The sequence below is a fragment of the Curtobacterium sp. 320 genome (genome assembly GCF_031455235.1).
Classification (GTDB): Bacteria; Actinomycetota; Actinomycetes; order Actinomycetales; family Microbacteriaceae; genus Curtobacterium.
The window spans coordinates 137799-155979 of record NZ_JAVDSI010000008.1 but is presented as its reverse complement, the minus strand read 5'-3'; the positions used below and the strand labels follow the sequence as shown (position 1 = coordinate 155979).

Annotated in this window: 18 protein-coding genes; 5 read left to right on the top strand and 13 right to left on the bottom strand. The window is 71.2% G+C overall.

Going from position 1 to position 18181, the window contains the following annotated elements; all coding sequences use genetic code 11:
* Window positions 1-83 precede the first annotated feature (83 nt).
* From J2X60_RS12535 to J2X60_RS12525, 3 genes are read right to left on the bottom strand one after another with little or no spacing between them, the layout of a single operon-like run.
* Window positions 84-1037 carry a carbohydrate ABC transporter permease gene (locus J2X60_RS12535; protein WP_071303147.1) on the bottom strand — a complete coding sequence of 318 codons (954 nt, stop codon included), beginning with the start codon at window positions 1035-1037 and terminating at the stop codon, window positions 84-86.
* On the bottom strand, window positions 1034-2065 hold the full coding sequence (locus tag J2X60_RS12530; protein ID WP_309778831.1) for a sugar ABC transporter permease: 1032 nt from the start codon (window positions 2063-2065) through the stop codon (window positions 1034-1036). The genes J2X60_RS12535 and J2X60_RS12530 overlap by 4 nt, the downstream gene beginning before the upstream one ends.
* A complete protein-coding gene (locus tag J2X60_RS12525) occupies window positions 2065-3423 on the bottom strand; it encodes an extracellular solute-binding protein (protein WP_309887881.1) in 1359 nt (452 codons plus the stop codon). The genes J2X60_RS12530 and J2X60_RS12525 overlap by 1 nt, the downstream gene beginning before the upstream one ends.
* Window positions 3424-3610: 187 nt before the next feature.
* Between J2X60_RS12525 and J2X60_RS12520 the strand changes: the two genes are divergently transcribed.
* On the top strand, window positions 3611-4648 hold the full coding sequence (locus J2X60_RS12520; protein WP_309887879.1) for a LacI family DNA-binding transcriptional regulator: 1038 nt from the start codon (window positions 3611-3613) through the stop codon (window positions 4646-4648).
* Between the two features lie 11 nt (window positions 4649-4659).
* Entirely contained in the window at window positions 4660-6099 is a 1440-nt protein-coding gene (uxaC, locus tag J2X60_RS12515; RefSeq protein ID WP_309887877.1) for a glucuronate isomerase, read from the top strand.
* A 102-nt stretch (window positions 6100-6201) separates the two neighbouring features.
* On the opposite strand, the gene J2X60_RS12510 is transcribed toward uxaC, so the two are convergent.
* From J2X60_RS12510 to J2X60_RS12490, 5 genes are all read right to left on the bottom strand, one after another.
* A complete protein-coding gene (locus J2X60_RS12510; RefSeq protein ID WP_309887875.1) occupies window positions 6202-7020 on the bottom strand; it encodes a sugar phosphate isomerase/epimerase family protein in 819 nt (272 codons plus the stop codon).
* 64 nt (window positions 7021-7084) lie between these two features.
* Window positions 7085-7465 (bottom strand): type II toxin-antitoxin system death-on-curing family toxin, encoded by a 381-nt coding sequence (locus tag J2X60_RS12505; protein WP_309778827.1) that lies wholly within the window; start codon window positions 7463-7465, stop codon window positions 7085-7087.
* On the bottom strand, window positions 7462-7665 hold the full coding sequence (locus J2X60_RS12500; protein ID WP_305739221.1) for a ribbon-helix-helix protein, CopG family: 204 nt from the start codon (window positions 7663-7665) through the stop codon (window positions 7462-7464). The genes J2X60_RS12505 and J2X60_RS12500 overlap by 4 nt, the downstream gene beginning before the upstream one ends.
* 44 nt (window positions 7666-7709) lie before the next feature.
* Entirely contained in the window at window positions 7710-8402 is a 693-nt protein-coding gene (locus tag J2X60_RS12495; RefSeq protein WP_309887874.1) for a response regulator transcription factor, read from the bottom strand.
* The gene (locus tag J2X60_RS12490) at window positions 8399-9718 is read right to left on the bottom strand and encodes a histidine kinase (RefSeq protein ID WP_309887872.1); all 1320 of its coding nucleotides are present in this window, start codon (window positions 9716-9718) and stop codon (window positions 8399-8401) included. Before J2X60_RS12490 ends, J2X60_RS12495 begins: the two co-directional genes overlap by 4 nt.
* A 214-nt stretch (window positions 9719-9932) precedes the next feature.
* Between J2X60_RS12490 and J2X60_RS12485 the strand changes: the two genes are divergently transcribed.
* Window positions 9933-10172 (top strand): hypothetical protein, encoded by a 240-nt coding sequence (locus J2X60_RS12485; RefSeq protein ID WP_309887870.1) that lies wholly within the window; start codon window positions 9933-9935, stop codon window positions 10170-10172.
* Here J2X60_RS12485 and J2X60_RS12480 read toward each other — a convergent pair.
* Window positions 10159-10698 carry a gluconokinase gene (locus tag J2X60_RS12480; RefSeq protein ID WP_309887868.1) on the bottom strand — a complete coding sequence of 180 codons (540 nt, stop codon included), beginning with the start codon at window positions 10696-10698 and terminating at the stop codon, window positions 10159-10161. The genes J2X60_RS12485 and J2X60_RS12480 overlap by 14 nt on opposite strands.
* A gap of 111 nt (window positions 10699-10809) precedes the next feature.
* Here J2X60_RS12480 and gndA point away from each other — a divergent pair, with 111 nt between their 5' ends.
* On the top strand, window positions 10810-12267 hold the full coding sequence (gene gndA / locus J2X60_RS12475) for an NADP-dependent phosphogluconate dehydrogenase (RefSeq protein WP_083414028.1): 1458 nt from the start codon (window positions 10810-10812) through the stop codon (window positions 12265-12267).
* 77 nt (window positions 12268-12344) lie between these two features.
* Here the strand turns inward: gndA and J2X60_RS12470 are convergent, their stop codons facing one another.
* Window positions 12345-13034 (bottom strand): hypothetical protein, encoded by a 690-nt coding sequence (locus J2X60_RS12470; protein ID WP_071303141.1) that lies wholly within the window; start codon window positions 13032-13034, stop codon window positions 12345-12347.
* 179 nt (window positions 13035-13213) lie between these two features.
* Between J2X60_RS12470 and J2X60_RS12465 the strand changes: the two genes are divergently transcribed.
* Window positions 13214-14797 carry a molybdopterin-dependent oxidoreductase gene (locus J2X60_RS12465; protein ID WP_309887864.1) on the top strand — a complete coding sequence of 528 codons (1584 nt, stop codon included), beginning with the start codon at window positions 13214-13216 and terminating at the stop codon, window positions 14795-14797.
* A gap of 100 nt (window positions 14798-14897) precedes the next feature.
* Here the strand turns inward: J2X60_RS12465 and J2X60_RS12460 are convergent, their stop codons facing one another.
* Genes J2X60_RS12460 through glmU form a run of 3 tightly spaced genes read right to left on the bottom strand, consistent with a single transcriptional unit; the run spans window position 14898 to window position 18139 of the window.
* Window positions 14898-15677, bottom strand: a complete 780-nt coding sequence (locus J2X60_RS12460; RefSeq protein ID WP_217637356.1) for a putative protein N(5)-glutamine methyltransferase — start codon at window positions 15675-15677, stop codon at window positions 14898-14900.
* Window positions 15674-16651 carry a ribose-phosphate diphosphokinase gene (locus J2X60_RS12455; RefSeq protein ID WP_022907051.1) on the bottom strand — a complete coding sequence of 326 codons (978 nt, stop codon included), beginning with the start codon at window positions 16649-16651 and terminating at the stop codon, window positions 15674-15676. The genes J2X60_RS12460 and J2X60_RS12455 overlap by 4 nt, the downstream gene beginning before the upstream one ends.
* 54 nt (window positions 16652-16705) lie before the next feature.
* Window positions 16706-18139, bottom strand: a complete 1434-nt coding sequence (glmU, locus tag J2X60_RS12450; protein WP_309887861.1) for a bifunctional UDP-N-acetylglucosamine diphosphorylase/glucosamine-1-phosphate N-acetyltransferase GlmU — start codon at window positions 18137-18139, stop codon at window positions 16706-16708.
* Window positions 18140-18181: the final 42 nt, after the last annotated feature.

Here is an 18181-nt window from a genome sequence, read left to right as displayed (position 1 = left end):
TCATGCGACCAGCCTGGAGGCGCGGGGCGGGCTGGCACCGCGCCTCCAGGCAGTCTGTGGACAAGTCGGCAGACTGCACAGCGCTACTTGACGGAGCCGGCGGTGAGACCGCCGACCAGGTAGCGCTGGAAGATCAGGTAGAGCGCCACGACCGGAACCGCGCAGACGATCGAGGCGGCCATCATCTGGCCGTAGATCGGGACGGCGCCGCCCTCCTGCGTGGTGCCGAGGACCTGCAGGACGACCGCCACCGTGCGGGTGTTGGGGGTCGTCATGATCGTCGAGAACAGGACGTCGTTCCAGCCGAGCAGGAAGGCGAAGATCGCCGACACGACGATGCCGGGCCACGAGAGCGGCAGGACGATCTTCGTGAGGATCTTGGTGCTGGACGCGCCGTCGATGCGGGCGGCCTCCTCGAGTTCCTTCGGCAGGCCGCGCAGGTACGTGACCATCACCCACGTCGAGAACGGTAGGGCGAACGTCAGGTAGGTGACGAACAGTCCCCAGCGGGTGCCGATGATCTGCACGCCGGTGGCGCTCGCGATGTTCGAGAACACCACGAACACGGGCAGGAGCAGGAGCGTGCCGGGGATCGACTGCAGCGCGAGCAGGCCGCGGAGGAACGTCAGGCGTCCGAGGAAGCGGAACCGGACCAGCACGTACGCGGTGGAGACGGCGAGCGCCGCACTCGCGACGGCGACGGCACCGGCGGTGAGCATCGAGTTCACGAGCCCCTCGCCGAGTGCGACCGTCGACCAGATGTCCACGTAGTTCGCGAGCGTGAACTCCGAGGGGAAGTACTCGCCCCGGGCGACCGCGACGTCGGAGTTGACCGACCCGAACAGGATGTAGAGCACGGGGACGGCGATGAACGCGATGATCACCGCGATCACGAGGATGAGCAGCCAGCGCGGCAGGAGCCGGGTGACGTCGGTGTCGTACGGGCGCTTGTGCCGACGGCCGCGGTCGCCGGCGGTGATGCTCTCGGTCAGCGTCGCCGTGGGGCGGGTCCGCGTGGAGGTGGTGAAGGCGCTCATGCTCGGGCTCCGTCGATGTCGGCGGCAGCGGCCGGGGTCGCTGCCGCGAGGGTGCGCCGGTCGGCACGACGCTGCTTGCGGTCGGGGCCCGCGTCGTCACCGGTGTCGAGCTTCACGGCCCGCAGGTAGACGAACAGCGGGATCGCGACGATCACGAGGGAGCAGATCGCCATCGCCGCGGACAGGCCGAAGCGGAACGACTGGAAGCTCGCGATGTACGTGAGGACGGGCATCACCTCGACGCTCGACGGCAGCGGGATGCCGAACAGCACGAACGGGAGGGTGAAGTTGTTGATGTTGTGCAGGATCGCGATGATCACCGCGAGGCTCAGGGGTCCGCGCAGGTACGGGAAGATGATGTAGCGGAGCTTCGCCCACCAGGTCACCCCGTCGAGTGCGGCGGCCTCGTGCACCTCGTTGTCGACCGCCTGCAGTCCGGCGAGGGAGAGCAGGTAGACGAACGGCCAGCTCGTCCAGATCATCACGCCGGCGAGCGCCCAGTACGACGCGGAGCCGTTCAGCCAGAGCACGTCGGTGTGCAGGATCGAGTTCACGACGCCCTGCGGCTGGAGCATCGTCCGGAAGAACGTGCCGACGACGAACGCGGGGAGCACGTACGGGATGAGGTAGATCGACCGGACGAGGCCGCGACCGGGGAACCGGTTCTGCGTCGAGATCGCCGCGGCGACGCCGATCGGGACGGTGACCGCGGTGACGAGCACCGAGATGGACACCGAGATCCAGATCGAGTGGAGCAGGGGCGAGTCGGTGAACGCCTCGGCGAAGTTCGCGAACCCGACGAACGGGGCGCTGAACCACTGGCGGAGCGTGTACTGGTCGAGGTCGAGCATCGCGATGTAGAAGCCCACGAGGAGCGGCACCACGATGACGGCGAGCATGAGGACGCCGCCGGGCAGGAGCATCCAGAGGGGACGCTCCCGCTTGTACAGCGGGGTCGTGCCGTGCGGACGGACCTCGCGGTCACGCGACTCGGTCGCGCGCGGCGCGGGGGTCTGGACCTGCGTCATCACAGGCCTCCGTTCTTCTGCCGGTCGAGCGTGGACTGGGCGTCCTTCTGGGCGTCCTGCAGACGCTTCCGGAGCTGGTCGTCGGTGACCTCGCCGCTCTTGAGCGACGGGATGGACTGCACGACGACGTCCACGAGGGAGAGTTGGATGTCCGACCAGGCACCGGTGAAGGCGGTCGGCTTCGAGAGCTTGCCGGCGTCGATGATCGGCTTGAGCTGGGGGTTCGCCGCCGCGAGTTCGGCCGCGGCGTCGGAGTTCGTCGGCAGGTTGCCGAAGAGCTTGTAGTACTCGAGCTGCGCCTTCGGCGTGCTGAGCTGCTTGATGAAGTCGAACGACAGGTCCTGCTTCTTGCCGTAGTCGGCCACGACCCAGTTGTCGCCGGAGAGGATGCTCGCCGCCTCGATGCCGCCGGATGGACGCGACGTGGCTCCCGGGGGCACCGTCGGCAGGAGTGCGAACTCGTACTTGCCGTCGACGGGGGTGTTCTTGAACGAGTTGATCGCGGTGGTGGTCGTCATCGGGAAGAACGCCGCCTTGCCCTCGGTGAACTGCGCGAGGGCCTGGGCGTTGTTCCACCCGATCGCGGCCTTGTCGACGACGCCGTCCTTGGTGACCCAGTCGAAGTAGGTGCGGTAGGCGTTCTCGACGGCATTCGAGTCGATCTCCGCCTTGCCGTCCTTCGAGACGATCGTGTTGCCGGCGTTCTGCGCCATGCCCCAGACGAACTTCCACGGGTCGAAGCCGTCGGCGTAGGCGATCGCCAGGCCGTGCCGGCCGCCCGTGGTGGTGGCCTTCGCGTCCTCGGTCAGCTGGTCCCAGGTCGTGGGCATCTCCGTGATCCCCGCGTCGGCGAGCAGGTCCTTGTTCACCGCCATCACGAACGGTCGGCTGGCGAACGGGATGCCGATCTGCTTCGAGGTGCTCGGTCCGGAGATCCCGAAGGACGCGGGGTCGAACTGGTCCTTGCCCCCGACGGCCTTCCACTCCTTCGAGCCCATCTCGACGAAGGCGCCGGTGGCGTACGCGGTCGGCGTGAACGTGCTGCCGATCGCGTACACATCCGGACCCTGCCCCGAGATGACGCTGGTCTGGATGGCGGTGAGCTCCTCCTGGGCGGACGAGTACGTCTCCCACTGGACGTTCGCACCGGTGGTGCGCTTGAACTCAGCGGCGACGTCCTGCTGCCACTGCTTGCGTTCCTTGGGGTAGGTGGTGTCCGCGCCCATCATGACGCGGAGGGTGTTCGGGTCGTCGCCGCTGCCGTTCACCACGGCGCATCCCTGGAGGGACAGCGCAGCGAGGGCGACCACGGCCGCGGCACCGATCACGGTGCGGGCATGAAGTCTTCGCGTCTTCACGGGGGTTTCCTCCTCGAGACCTCCTCCGGGCGGCACTGCCCGGTCGACCCACTGTCGCGCGGTTGGCAACATGCGGCAATCGGTTGCCACTTGTTGCCAGACCGGTTTACGTTCGCTGCACCGGCGCACCGAGGCACCGGCAGACCGCACCGGCGCACCGAGGCGCAGGCCGGACGACGGAGGAAGCGTGACCGACACCGACACCGCTCGGCGGGTGACCATCCGCGACATCGCCGACGCCACCGGTGTGGCGCCGTCCACGGTGTCCCGGGCGCTCTCCCTGCCCGACCGTGTGAACCAGGCGACGCAACAGCGCATCCAGCAGGCCGCCCGGGAACTCGGCTACGTCCCGAACTCGCAGGCCCGGGCGCTCACGTCCGGCCGGACCCGCGCGGTCGCCGTGCTCGTGTCCGACATCACGAACCCCTTCTACTTCGACGTCATCCGCGGGACGCAGCACCAGCTCGCCGGTGCCGGGTGGACGCAGCTCCTCGTCGACACCGAGGAGTCCGCCGACGCCGAGATGGCCGCCCTCAGCGCGATCGCCGGGAAGGCCGACGGGGCCGTGCTCACCGCGTCGCGACTGTCCGACGCGCAGATCGCCCGGTTCGCCGAACGCACCCCGCTCGTCGTGGTGAACCGCCGGCCCGCCGGGGTCCCCTCCGTGCTGATCGACACCCCCGGCGGGGTCGAGCAGGCCGTGCAGCACCTGGTGTCCCTCGGCCACCGGGACATCCTCTACGTCGCCGGCCCGGACAGCTCGTGGTCGAACGAACGCCGGTGGAAGGCCCTCGTCCGCGTCGCCAAGCGCCTCGGTGTGCGGGTCGGCCGCGTCGGGCCGCACGCGCCGTTCGTCGATTCCGGAGCAGCGGCCGCCGACGCCGCGGTGCACGCCGGTGCCACCGCCTGCATCGCGTTCAACGACCTGATCGCGATCGGCATGCTCGCCCGACTCCGGGAGCGGGGCGTCCGCGTCCCCGAGGACATGAGCATCGTCGGCTGCGACGACATCTTCGGCGCCGACTTCTGCAACCCGCCGCTCACCACGATGACCTCGCCGATCGAGCGGGCCGGCCGGGTCGCGATCCGGATGCTCCTCGGCCGGCTCGGCGCGATCCCCGCCGACGAACTGCCCGGCGAGCACATGAGCAGCGCGGTCGCGCTGCCGACCCACCTCACCGTCCGCGAGTCCACCGGTCCCGCACCCGTCCCCCACGCGTCATGAAGGAGTCGACGATGACCCAGACCACCACCGCCACGCCGCTCGCCCCGCACCCGGACCGGCTCTTCGCAGCCGACCCGGGAGCGCGAGCGGTCGCCCGCACGGTCTACGACGCCGTCAAGGACGCGCCGATCATCTCCCCCCACGGGCACGTCGACGCCGCCCTCATCGCGGACGACCAACCGTTCGAGGACCCCGCGTCGCTGCTCATCACGCCGGACCACTACGTCCTGCGGCTCCTGCACGCGAACGGTGTCGGACTGGAGGCGCTGGGTCGTGTCGACCTGTCGGGAACCGGCACCGTGCCTCCAGGACGATCCATCTGGCGGAACCTGGCCGAGCACTGGGACGACTTCCTCGGCACCCCCGTCCGCTACTGGTTCGAGACGGAGCTGCACGACGTCTTCGGACTGACGGAGCAGCCGTCGGCCGCGAACGCGGACGCCCAGTACGACCACATCGCCGAGCTCCTCACCACGCCCGCGTTCCGTCCGCGCGCCCTGTTCGACGCCTTCGGCATCGAGGTCCTCGCGACCACGGACGCGCCCACCGCCGACCTCGCCGCGCACGCGCGGCTCGCCGCCGACCCCACCTTCACCGGCCGGGTGGTCCCCACGTTCCGCGCGGACGCCGTGTTCGACCCGTCGGGGTCGGACTGGAGGCACGTGGTCGCGTCGATCGGTGAGGCCGCCGGCATCGACACGGGAAGCCACGACGGGCTGTTGGCGGCTCTGCGCGCACGTCGCCAGTACTTCATCCAGCACGGTGCCACCGCCACGGACACCGGGGTCCTCGACGCCGGGTCGACGCCGCTGTCGGCCTCGGAGCGCTCGCGGATCCACGCGGCCGCGATGCAGGGTCCGTCCGCTGTGACCGCGTCGGAGGCCGTCGCGTACCGCCACGACATGCTCTACCGGTGGGCCGAGATGAGCGTCGAGGACGGTCTCGTCATGCAGCTCCACCCCGGTGTGCTGCGGAACCACCACGCCCCCACGCTCGAGCGCTTCGGGCCGGACACCGGGCACGACCTGCCCGCGGTCGGGTCCTTCACCGAACCGCTGCGGCCGCTGCTCGAGTCGTTCGGGACCGCGCCGGGGTTCCACCTCGTGCTCTTCACCGTCGACGAGACCGTGTTCTCCCGCGAGATCGGCCCGCTCGCCGGCTTCTACCCCGCCGTGTACGCCGGCGCTCCCTGGTGGTTCATCGACACCCCCGCGGCGATCGGCCGGTACCGGGCGGCCATCACCGACTCGGCGTCGTTCACGAAGACCTCGGGGTTCATCGACGACACCCGGGCGTACTGCTCGATCCCGGCGCGGCACGACATGGCTCGCCGAGCGGACGCGGCCTACCTGGCGTCGCTCGTGGTCACGCACGAGCTGTCCGAGGAGGACGCGGTGCGGACGGCGCGTCGGATCGTGTCGGACATCCCGAGGGCGACGTTCAAGCTCTGAGGCGGCGGCTCCGGGCCGGGCCGCTGTGTGCGAGGTTCCGTGCTCGGTGGGACGCTCGCGGCGTCGCACGCAGCACGGAACCTCGCACCGTGCGGATCTGTGTCACATGAGTTCGGCACCCGATCCTCGGAGGAGGTCGAGGGACCGCCGGATCTCGGCCTCGGCCGCGTCCGGAGTCGGGGACCAGTTGCACTCCAGCGAGACCGAGCCGCGGTAGCCGCCGTCGTGCACGGCCGCGAGGAAGTCACGCCAGACGTCGTCGCCGCCCTCGGCACCGAGCGGGCGACGGTCGCGATCGCTGACGTGCACGTGGCCGATGCGGGCGCCGTGCTCCCGGAGGACGTCGAGCGACTCCCCCTCGTTCCGGATGTGGAACAGGTCGGCGACGACATCCACCCCGTTGACGGCCGCGTCGTCCAGGAACCGGACGGTCTCGGCGACGGAGTGCAGGACGTTCGTCTCCGAACGGCTCAGCGGCTCGAGCACGATGCGGAGGTCGTTCGCCGCGGCGGTGTCCCGGGCTGTGCGGAGCACCTCGGCGAAGCGGCGGTGGGCCTCGGTCTCGGGCATGCCGTCGGGTGCCGTGCGTGCGGTCCCCGAGCCGAACACGATCTTCGCGCCCGGGTCGGCGACGGAGTGGACGATCGGGAGGACGGCCTCGAAGTAGTCCCGGACCGCGTCGGGGTCGGCGGTCAGCAGCGGGAGGTCACCGGGGACGAGGATCGCGAAGGACGGGAAACGGTCGCCGGTGTAGCCGTCGTCGAGCACCCAGCCGCCGCCGTGGCCGTGGCCGCCGTCGTGGCCGTTCGGCCGGATCGCCAGGTTGCCGGCGATCGTCGGCTCCACGTGGTCGGCGCCCGCGCGACGGACGGCCTCGGTCAGTGCTGCTCCGGCGACGACGCCGAATCCGGTGAAGGACATGGGGTCCATGCAACTCGGGGTGCGGCGGTCCGGCAGTCGTTGCCGTCCGTTGCCACGGGTCCGGTCAGTCGGCGGACTCGACGAGCTCGGAGAGCGCTCGGGCGATCTCGGGCACTGCGTCGAGGCGCCCCTCCGCGATGGCGACGATGAACTCGTACGCCTGGTCGTTCGTCGCGGTCAGCCGCCGTCCGTTCACGCTGAGGAAGACGACGAGGAGCATGAGCCCGACGCGCTTGTTGCCGTCGACGAGGGCGTGGTTCCGCACCGCCGAGTGCACGAGCGCCGCGGCCTTCTCGACGATGGTCGGGTAGGCATCAGCACCGCCGACCGATGTCGCCGGCCGCGCGACGGCGGCTTCGAGCAACCCGACATCGCGGAGGAGGAATCCGTCGCCGAGCGTCCGACGAGCGATGTGCAGCGCTTCGTCGGTGGTGAGGTGGATCACCGACCGAGCCGTTCCAGCGCCTCGGCGTACCGCGGGAGTTCGCGGTCGAGGATGCTGTCGATCAGGTCGCTCCGGCTGTGGTGCTCGATGTACTCACGGATCGCGGCCCGGGCGATCTCCTGCATCGAGCGCTCTTCGAGATCGGCGCGCTTCCGCAGCGCGCTCGCTTCGTCGTCGTCGAGTCGGAGCGTCATGGCCATGCGGTTGATGGTATCACTCGTGATACCTGCAGCGAGGAGGCTGATCACGGGCGCCAGCCCGGGGTCACGAGGCCGGTCTCGTAGGCGAAGACGACGAGCTGGGCGCGGTCGCGGGCGCCGAGCTTGATCATCGCCCGGGAGACGTGGGTCTTCGTGGTCATCGGGCTGACGAAGAGGTGCTGGGCGATCTCGGCGTTCGTCATGCCGACGGCCACGAGCTGCATGACCTGACGCTCGCGGTCGGTCAGGACGCCCAGCTCCGGCGCGAGGGACGACGGCTTCGCGTGGGTGGCGTACGCCTCGACCAGGGAACGGGTCGCCCGGGGCGAGAGCAGGGACTCCCCCGCGACGACGGTCCGGATCGCCCGGAGCAGCTCGGCCGGTTCGGTGTCCTTCACGAGGAATCCGGCAGCGCCACCGCGGATCGCCTCGAACACGTAGTCGTCTTCCTCGAAGGTGGTGAGGATGACCACGTGCACGCCCCCGAGTTCGGGCTCGGCCGAGATCCGTTGCGTCGCCACGAGTCCGTCGGTGCCCGGCATCCGGATGTCCATGAGGACGACGTCGGGGCGTTCCCGCCGTGCGACGTCCACCGCGGCGTCGCCGTCGCCCGCCTCGCCGACGACGGTCATGCCGGGTTCGGCGTCGACGAGTGCGCGGAGTCCGGCGCGGACGAGCACCTGGTCGTCGACGAGGAGCACGCGGATCGGGTCCGGGGCGATGCTGTCCGTGGTCATCGGGCGTCCTCGGGGTCGGTGCCGACCACCGGGAGGCGCGCTGCCACCCGCCAGCCGCCGTCGGTCGTCGGTCCGGCGGACAGAGTGCCGTCGACGGCGTTCGCACGTTCGCGCATCCCGATGATCCCGTTGCCGGTCGGGGCGAGCGGCTCGGTCGAGCCGACGTCGGCCACCTGCGGCTGGGACGGCCGGTCGGCGACGACGAGGTCCACGACGTCCTGGCCGATCGAGATCGACACGTCGGCCCGGTGTCCGGGGGCGTGCTTCATGACGTTCGTCACCGACTCTTGCACGATGCGGAACGCGTTCCGGTCCGTGATGCCGTGCACCGCCGATCGGTCGCCGTCGACGGCCAGGGTGACGTCGACGCCCGCGGCACGCGCTCGTTCCACCAGGTCGGCGACGCGGTCGAGGCCGGCGGTCGGGGCGCGCTCCGCCCCCTCGCGGTCGGGCGCTGCGTCGGGTGTTCCGTCGGGCGTTCCGTCGACGGAGCGGAGCACGCCGAGGATCGTGCGGAGTTCGACGAGGGCCTCGCGGCTGGAGTCGCGGATGTTCGCGAGGGAGTCCCGCGTCTGGTCCGGGAGGTCGGCGCCGAGGTGGAGTGCGACCCCGGCCTGGAGGTTGATGAGGGACATGCTGTGGGCGACCGAGTCGTGGAGCTCGCGGGCGATCCGCACCCGTTCGTCGGCGGCCCGACGCCGGTCGGCCTCGGCGCGCTGACGACGGCGTTCCGCGACCCGTTCGAGCCGGACCCGGACGAGTTCGGACACGGCGATGGTCACGGTGACCCAGGCGATGCAGAGCAGCACGGCGCTGAGGTCGAGCACGGACGAGCGGCCGAGGACGGCATCGGCGGTCGGCAGCACGACGACGGCGAGCGCCGCCGAGGCGACGACCCACCAGCGGTGTCCGCGGAGCCAGGCGTTGGCGAGCGCCATCGTCAGCGCGGCGACGAACGGCCCGCGCGGACTCACGACGAGGGCGTAGCCGATCGTGGTCGCGAGGGTCAGGAGCAGCACCGACCGTGGCCACCGCCAGCGCCACGGGAGCACCACGACGCCGGCCACGAGGAACCCGATCGCGAGCGGGCCCAGGTGCATCGGGTCGACCGCACCGGTGAACGCGTGCCGTGCCCAGGGTGGGCCGGCCGAGCCCGTCCCGACACCGGGTCCGACCAGCACGCGCGATGCGAGCAGCGTCCCGACGATCTGCAGGAACGCCACCGGCAGGACCCGACCGACCCGGGCGAAGCGACGGCGCCCGACCCAGCGGGTGCCGTCGCTCGCCGGGTCGGCGAGGGTCGGGGCGGTGTCCATGGCTCGAGCCTAGGGTCGGCTCCCGCCCGCGGCATCGGGCGTGCGCACGACCTGTGGACTACTCCCGCGGGAGTAGTCGGGTGTGGAGGAGGACGTGCACTACGCCTGCGGGAGCAGGCGGAAGTGGGGCTGCGGGACGGACGCGCGCCGCGCCTCCCGGGCCGAGTCTTGGACGGTCGTGACAGCGACGCCGAACCGACCACAGGAGGTCACCATGCTCACCACCATCGCCGCCACCGGGCCCTACTGGAACGGCGGCGGGTTCCAGTTCCCCGTCTTCCCCGCGTTCTTCTTCGTCGCGTTCCTCGTCGTGTTCCTCGTGTTCGGCGTGCTCCGACGCGGCAACTGGCGGGCGCGGTCGGACGCCCGCGCGGTGCTCGCCGACCGGTTCGCCCGCGGCGACATCGACGCCGAGGAGTACCGGTCGCGGCTGTCCGAGCTCAGCCGGAAGTGACCGAGAGCGCGGAGAGGATCGCCGTCACCGTCTCGTCGACCGAGCCCTCGATCGACACGGTGACGGCGGCCTCGTCCGGCTGCGGTCGCTCGAGCGTCGCGAACTGCGAGTCGAGCAAGGAGCTCGGCATGTACTCGTGATGACGGTGCGCCTGGCGGTCGGCGATCAGGTCGTGCGAGCCGTCGAGGAAGGCGATCACGAGGGTCGGCGCCGAGGCGCGGAGCCGGTCGCGGTAGACACGCTTGAGCGCCGAGTTCGCCATCACGCAGCGGTGGCCGGAGTCCTCGACCTCGGCGATCCGCGCGGCGCAGGCGTCCAGCCACGGCCAGCGGTCATCGTCCGTGAGCGGGATCCCCTGCCGCATCTTCTCCTTGTTCGCGGCGGGGTGCAGGTCGTCCGCGTCCACGAAGACCGTGGGCTGCCCCTCGGCGGCGAGGGCGTCGGCGAGGGCCTGCCCGATCGTCGACTTGCCGGAACCGGAGACCCCCATCACGAGCAGGGGCGGGAGGACAGCGCGCTCGGTCATCCCTCCACCGTATTGGACCGGTGAACAGTCGTCCCCAGTTGCCGTAACACCCGGGCGGTCCCAGGCTGCGGACCGTAGGTTGGTGCCGAACGTCAGGACGAAGGAGACCTCGTGGCAGAGAACAACGGACAGGCGAACATCGGCGTGGTCGGTCTGGCGGTGATGGGTTCGAACCTCGCTCGGAACCTCGCCTCGCGGGAGGGCAACACCGTCGCGGTCTACAACCGCACGTACGCCCGCACCGAGGAACTGCTGAACGAGCACGCGGACGCCGGCTTCATCGCGTCCGAGTCGATCGACGACTTCGTGGCCTCGCTGTCCAAGCCGCGCACGGCCATCATCATGGTGCAGGCGGGCAAGGGCACCGACGCGGTCATCGAGCAGCTCGCGGAACGGTTCGAGGAAGGCGACATCATCGTCGACGGCGGCAACGCCAACTTCCACGACACCATCCGCCGCGAGCACGACCTGCGCGACAAGGGTCTCAACTTCGTCGGCACCGGTATCTCCGGCGGTGAAGAGGGTGCCCTGAAGGGGCCGTCGATCATGCCCGGCGGTTCGAAGGAGGCCTGGGAGACCCTCGGCCCGATCCTCAAGTCGATCGCCGCCGTCGCCGAGGGCGAGCCGTGCGTGACCCACATCGGCACCGACGGTGCCGGCCACTTCGTGAAGATGGTGCACAACGGCATCGAGTACGCCGACATGCAGCTCATCGCCGAGTCGTACGACCTGCTCCGCCGCGTCGGCGGGCTCTCCGTCGAGGACCTGGTGAAGGTGTTCGACGAGTGGAACGGCGGCGACCTCGAGTCCTACCTGATCGAGATCACCGTCGAGGTCCTCAAGCAGCAGGACGCCGACACGGGCAAGGCCCTCGTCGACGTCATCCGCGACGAGGCCGGGTCGAAGGGCACCGGCGTGTGGACCGTGCAGAACGCGGTCGGCCTCGGAATCCCCGTCTCCGGCATCGGCGAAGCGGTGTTCGCCCGCGCGGTCTCGTCCAAGCCGGTCCAGCGCGCTGCGGTGCAGAAGGCCTTCCCGGACCGTCCCGCCATCGCCGAGGTCCCGGACGGGTTCGAGGACGACGTCCGCGCGGCGCTCTACGCGTCGAAGGTCGTCGCCTACGCGCAGGGCTTCGACCTCATCATCGCCGGGGCCAAGGAGTACGGCTGGGACATCAACCTCGGCAACATCGCCAAGATCTGGCGCGGCGGCTGCATCATCCGCGCGCAGTTCCTCAACCGCATCGTCGAGGCGTACGACAAGAACCCCTCGCTCGAGTCGCTGCTGGTGGACCCGTACTTCGCGAACGCCGTGCAGGAAGGCGAGGCCGCGTGGCGTCGCATCGTCGGCATCGCCGCCGCGTCCGGCATCCCGGCGCCGGGGTTCTCGTCCGCGCTGTCGTACTTCGACTCGCTCGCCTCCGACCGCCTGCCCGCCGCGCTCATCCAGGGGCAGCGGGACTTCTTCGGCGCGCACACCTACCAGCGCATCGACAAGGACGGCACCTTCCACACGCTCTGGTCTGACGACGACCGGCGTGAGGTCGAACAGGAACCGTCGACCCACTAGGCAGCGGCGACGACCGCACCACGAGAGGGCCTCGCCGATCGGCGGGGCCCTCCGTGTTCCCCGCCACGCGCTACGCGCTACGCGACGATGCGTTCGCGCGCGAGGTCGGCCACGAGCCGCTCCATCCGTGGGCCCCGGCCCAGCATCCGCCGCGAGCCCGGCGCCGCACGGACGAAGAACGTCGCCACCGCTGTCGTGTCGTCGGGCCGGACGTAGTGCATGGCGATCGCCCACGATCGGCCGTCGCCGTGCACGTCCTCGAGGCCGACGTGCACCATCCGGCTCCACCGGATCACGAGCAGCCGGGTCGCACGACGTTCCTCGAGTTCCCACAGCGAGGCCTCGGTCGCACCGAAGGCCCACGTCACCCGGTGCCCGAGCGCGACGTCCGGCCGGACGGACTCCACCGATGCCCGGAGCTCCGGGGTCGGGGCCGCCGGGACGAGCCACACCGTCGGGTCGATCCGGCGGATCGCGAGGGCCAGGGCTTCGTCCTCGTGCCGCCGTCGGAGCGACCAGCCCCGCAGCACGGCACCGGCGATCACGAGGAGGCCGACACCGATCACGGCGACCTCGGCGATGCCGAAGAAGGTCAGGTCGGCGTCGGGCGTGGTGGACACCACGATGATGCGTGCCGTGAGCAGGGCCGCCCACACGCCGACGATGATCCAGCGCAGCACCAGGAGGCGTCGTGCCTGCGACATCGGGTGGCGGTCCCGTCGCCGGGCGCGACCGAAGCGCGGGACACGGTCGGGACGCCTCAGCACCCCTCGATCCTCGCATGCTCCACCCGCGACCGGCTGGCCGGCACCGGTGAACGCCCGACGAACCGGCGGACCCGCTCGTGCGGGGTACGGGTCGTCCACGGGCGCGGACACCGCCGACTCTGTCCACCGCATGCACGACTGTCAGCACACACGCGGCACGGTCGACCTACGCTCGGCCCGTGACCACTGACCTCGCGCCCGCCCCCGTGGCGGTCTCGCGCCCCCGCCTGCTCGCGGCCGCGACGGGCATCGTCGCCGCGCTCGCGTTCTTCGCCGCCGCGGAACTCGGTGCCCTCGTCCTCGGTGGTGCCGGCAGCCCCCTCGTCGCGGTCGGTTCGGCGGTCATCGACCTCGCACCCCCGGGCGCGAAGGACCTCATGGTCACGCTCTTCGGTACCGGCGACAAGGTCGCGCTGTTCGTGCTCATGGCGGTCATCGTCGCCGTGGTCAGCGCCGGGGCGGGCATCCTCGAACGCGCCCGCCCGCCGTTCGGGGCCCTGGTCTTCGCCGTCGGCGGTGTCCTCTCGCTCCTGGCCGTCACCACCCGGTCCGGCAGCGGCACGCTGGACGGGGCTCCGTCCGTGCTCGGGGTCGCCGCGGCCGTCGTCGTGCTCCGGCTGCTCACCGCCAAGCTCCGCCGGTGGGAGTCGGCAGCCGCCGTGCCCTCCGGCGCACCGCGACCCGCCTCTGCGGAACGTCGCGCCTTCCTGGTCTGGGGTGTGACGGCGGGGGCCGTCGCGGTCGTGGTGGGCGGCGCCTCCCGTCTGGGCACCGCCGCGGCGCAGGCGACCGCTGCCGCACGCCGGGCCGTCCGGCTGCCGGCGCCGGCGACCACCGCCCCCGCGGTCCCGGCCGGGGCCTCGCTCGACGTCGAGGGCATCACGCCCTACGTCACCCCGAACAGCGACTTCTACCGGATCGACACCGCGCTGCGGGTGCCGTCGGTCGACACCGCCGACTGGAAGCTCCGCATCCACGGAGCCGTCGACCACGAGGTCGAGCTCACGTGGGACGACCTGCTCGCCCTCCCGCTCGAGGAACACCACGCGACGCTGAGCTGCGTCTCGAACGAGGTGGGCGGGGACCTCATCGGCACCGCGCTCTGGCTCGGCTACCCGATCCGGAAGCTGCTCGAGCGTGCCGTGCCCCACGCGAGCGCCGACATGGTGCTGTCCCGCAGCATCGACGGGTTCACGGCGGGCACGCCCCTCGACGTCCTGCAGGACGACGGGACGGCCGCGCTGCTCGCCGTGGGGATGAACGGCGAGCCGCTGCCGCCGGAGCACGGGTTCCCGGTGCGCATGGTGGTCCCCGGGCTCTTCGGCTACGTGTCCGCGACGAAGTGGGTCACCGAGCTCGAGGTCACGCGGTTCGCCGACGCCCAGGGCTACTGGACGCCGCGCGGCTGGTCGGAACGCGGTCCGGTCAAGCTGGAGTCGCGCATCGACACCCCGCGCGCGGGCGCGACGGTCGACGCCGGTTCGACGGTGGCGATCGCCGGGGTCGCGTGGCAGCCGCACACCGGGGTGAAGGGCGTGCAGGTCCGGGTCGGGGACGGCGCGTGGGAAGAGGCGACCCTCGCGGACTCCGTCTCGGCCGACACGTGGCGGCAGTGGGTCTACCGGTGGACGCCGACGAAGGGGTCGCACCGCATCCAGGTCCGCGCGGTGAGCGCCGACGGCGAGGTGCAGACGAGCGTCGAGCGGCCCCCGGCTCCGAACGGGGCGTCGGGATGGCACACGGTCGAGGTCCGCGCGGCCTGAGACGGTGCGGGCCGTCCACCGTCACGGACAGGAGGCGCGACCCGCCTCGACGACGCGGGTCGCCTCGACGACGCGGGCCACCTCGACGACGCGGATCGTCTCATGCGGGACGCGTCGCCACGACACAGGTCCCGTCGACCTCGTCGTCGGACTCGACGGCCACCGCGAGGCCCGCAGCCTCGAAGACGGCCGCCGACGTCGGTGCCTGCGCAGCCGACACCTCGATGACGACCGCACCGCCAGGTCGGAGCCACTCCCCCGCCCCCGACGCGATCCGCCGGTGCAGGTCGAGCCCGTCCGCCCCGCCGTCGAGCGCGACACGGTGCTCGTGGTCGCGAGCCTCCGACGGCATCATCGGGATGGACCCCGTCGGCACGTAGGGCGCGTTCACGGCGATGACGTCGACGAGCCCGCGGAACCGGTCGGGCAACGGCGCGAAGAGGTCCCCGGCGACGACGATGCCGCGGTCGCCGATGTTCTCCGCAGCGACGTCGACCGCCGCCGGATCGATGTCCGCCGCGACGAGGTCGAGGGCACCGACGCGACCGAGCAGGGCGACCGAGATCGCCCCGGCACCGCAGCAGAGGTCCACGACACGGTCGTAGCGGTGCAACCGGCGTGCGGCCTGCTCCACGACGACGGTGGTGCGGGCCCGGGGCACGAAGACGCCCGGTGTCACGCGGAGGCGGTGCCCGTCGAACGCCGCCCAGCCGAGCACGTACTCGAGCGGTTCGCCGCCGAGCCGCCGCTGCACGAGCGCCCGCAAACGAACCGCGTCACCGTCGCCGGCTTCGAGCAGGAGATCCGCCTCGTCCTCGGCGAAGACGCTGCCCGCGGCCCGGAGCCGGGCCGCGAGCGCGTCGCGCACGGGTGCGGTCAAGCGGCGCCGTCGAACATCGAGGTGACCGACCCGTCGTCGAAGACCTCGTGGATGGCGCGGGCGATGAGCGGTGCGATCGGCAGGACCTCGAGGCGGTCCCAGCGCTTGTCCTCCGGCAGCGGCAGGGTGTCGGTGACGACGACCCGGTCGATGAACTCGCTCTGGAGCAGCTCCGTCGCGGGGTCGGAGAACACCGCGTGCGTCGCCGCGACGACCACGCCGGTGGCACCGGCGGCCTTGAGCGCCTCTGCTGCCTTGGCGATGGTGCGGCCGGTGTCGATCAGGTCGTCGACGAGCAGGCACACGCGACCCGAGACGTCACCGACGATCTCGTGCACGGACACCTGGTTCGGCACGAGCGGGTCGCGCCGCTTGTGGATGATGGCGAGCGGCGCGCCGAGCTTCTCCGACCAGATGTCGGCGACGCGCACGCGGCCCATGTCCGGCGAGACGACCGTCAGCGTCGACGGGTCGAGGGTCTGCTGGAAGCGCTCGAGCAGGACCGGCATGGCGAACAGGTGGTCGACCGGGCCGTCGAAGAAGCCCTGGATCTGTGCGGCGTGCAGGTCGACGCTCATGATGCGGTGCGCACCAGCGGCCTTGAACAGGTCGGCGACGAGTCGCGCCGAGATCGGCTCGCGACCACGGCCCTTCTTGTCCTGCCGCGCGTACGGGTAGAACGGCGCGACGACGGTGATGCGCTTCGCCGACGCGCGCTTCAGGGCGTCGACCATGATGAGCTGCTCCATGAGCCACTCGTTGATCGGCGCGGTGTGGGACTGGATGACGAACGCGTCACAGCCGCGGACCGACTCGTCGAAGCGGGCGTAGAGCTCCCCGTTCGCGAAGGTCCGTGCATCGGTCGGGACGAGGTCCACGCCGAGTTCCTCGGCGATCTCGGCCGAGAGCGCCGGGTGTGCTCGCCCTGAGACGAGGACGAGTCGTTTCTGGCCGGTCGTTTTGATTCCGGACAAGTGCGGTGCTCACTCCCTGACCCCGCGGGGCCGTGTTGATCGGCCCGAGAGCCGTCAGATCTGTTCGCCGTTCGCGCGCCGAGCGGCCTCGGCAGCCGGCGAACCGGGTCGGTGTTCCTCGACCCATCCGTCGGTGTTGCGCTGTGGGGCGTAGCTGATCGCCAGCGACCCGGCAGGGACGTCCTTGCGGACGGTCGTACCCGCGCCGGTGTACGCTCCGTCACCAATCCTAACCGGGGCGACGAACACGTTGTGCGACCCTGTACGCACGTTCGAGCCGACCTCGGTCCGGTGCTTGTGCACCCCGTCGTAGTTCGCCGTGATCGTGTTCGCGCCGATGTTCGAGTCCTCGCCCACCTCGGCGTCGCCGATGTACGACAGGTGCGGCACCTTGCTGCCCCGGCCGATCGTCGCGTTCTTCGTCTCGACGAAGGTGCCGATCTTGCCTCCGTCGCCGAGGATCGTGCCCGGTCGCAGGTAGGCGAACGGTCCGACGGAGGCGCCGTCACCGATCACCGCGAGGGTCGCGTCGACGCGGTTCACCACGGCGCCGACGCCGACCTCGGTGTCCCGCAGGGTGGTGTCCGGCCCGACGACCGCGCCCGAGGCGATCGCAGTGGCGCCGATGAGCTGGGTGCCCGGGAGGACCTCGGCGTCGGGTTCGATCGAGACGTCGAGGTCGATCCACGTCGTCGCCGGGTCCTGCACGGTGACCCCGGCGAGCTGGTGGCGGCGCACGATGCGCGCGTTGAGTACCCGGGCGGCGTCGGAGAGTTGCGCCCGGTCGTTGATGCCGGCGACCAGCCACGGGTCGGTCAGCGTGACGACGTCGATGCGCGCGCCCCGCGCTCCGATGAGTGCCGGCGCGTCGGTGATGTACTTCTCGCCCTGCGCGTTCGCCGTGGTGAGCGACGGCAGGACCGCACGGAGGTGCGTGACGTCGAAGGCGTAGATGCCCGCGTTGGCCTCGGTGATCGTGAGCTGCTCGGCGGTCGCGTCCTTGTGCTCGACGACCCCGACGAACGCCCCGTCGGCGTCGCGGACGATGCGGCCGAGGCCGGTCGGGTCCGGTGCGATCGCGCTCACGAAGGTGGCGCCGTTGCCGCCGCCGACGTGAGCGTCCACGAGTGCTCGGAGCGACGCCGCGTCGAGCAGCGGCACGTCGCCGGACAGCACGATGACGGCGCCGTCGAAGTCCGCCGGAAGCGCCTGCACCGCGACCTCGACCGCACGGCCGGTGCCGGGGACGTCGTCCTGGTCGACCACGATGGCGTCGGGGGCACGCTCGGTGACCTCGGCCGCGACGAGCTCCCGTTCGTGCCGCACGACGACGGCGACGTGCTCGGGCTCGAGGGACGACGCCGTCCGGAGCACGTGCGCGATGAGCGGCAGCCCGGCGAGGCGGTGCAGGACCTTCGGGGTGGACGACTTCATGCGCGTGCCCTGCCCGGCGGCGAGGACGACGACGGCGATGCGCTGGTCGGTCATGGCTCCATCCTGGCGCACGCTCGCTGCGGAGTCCGGCGGAAC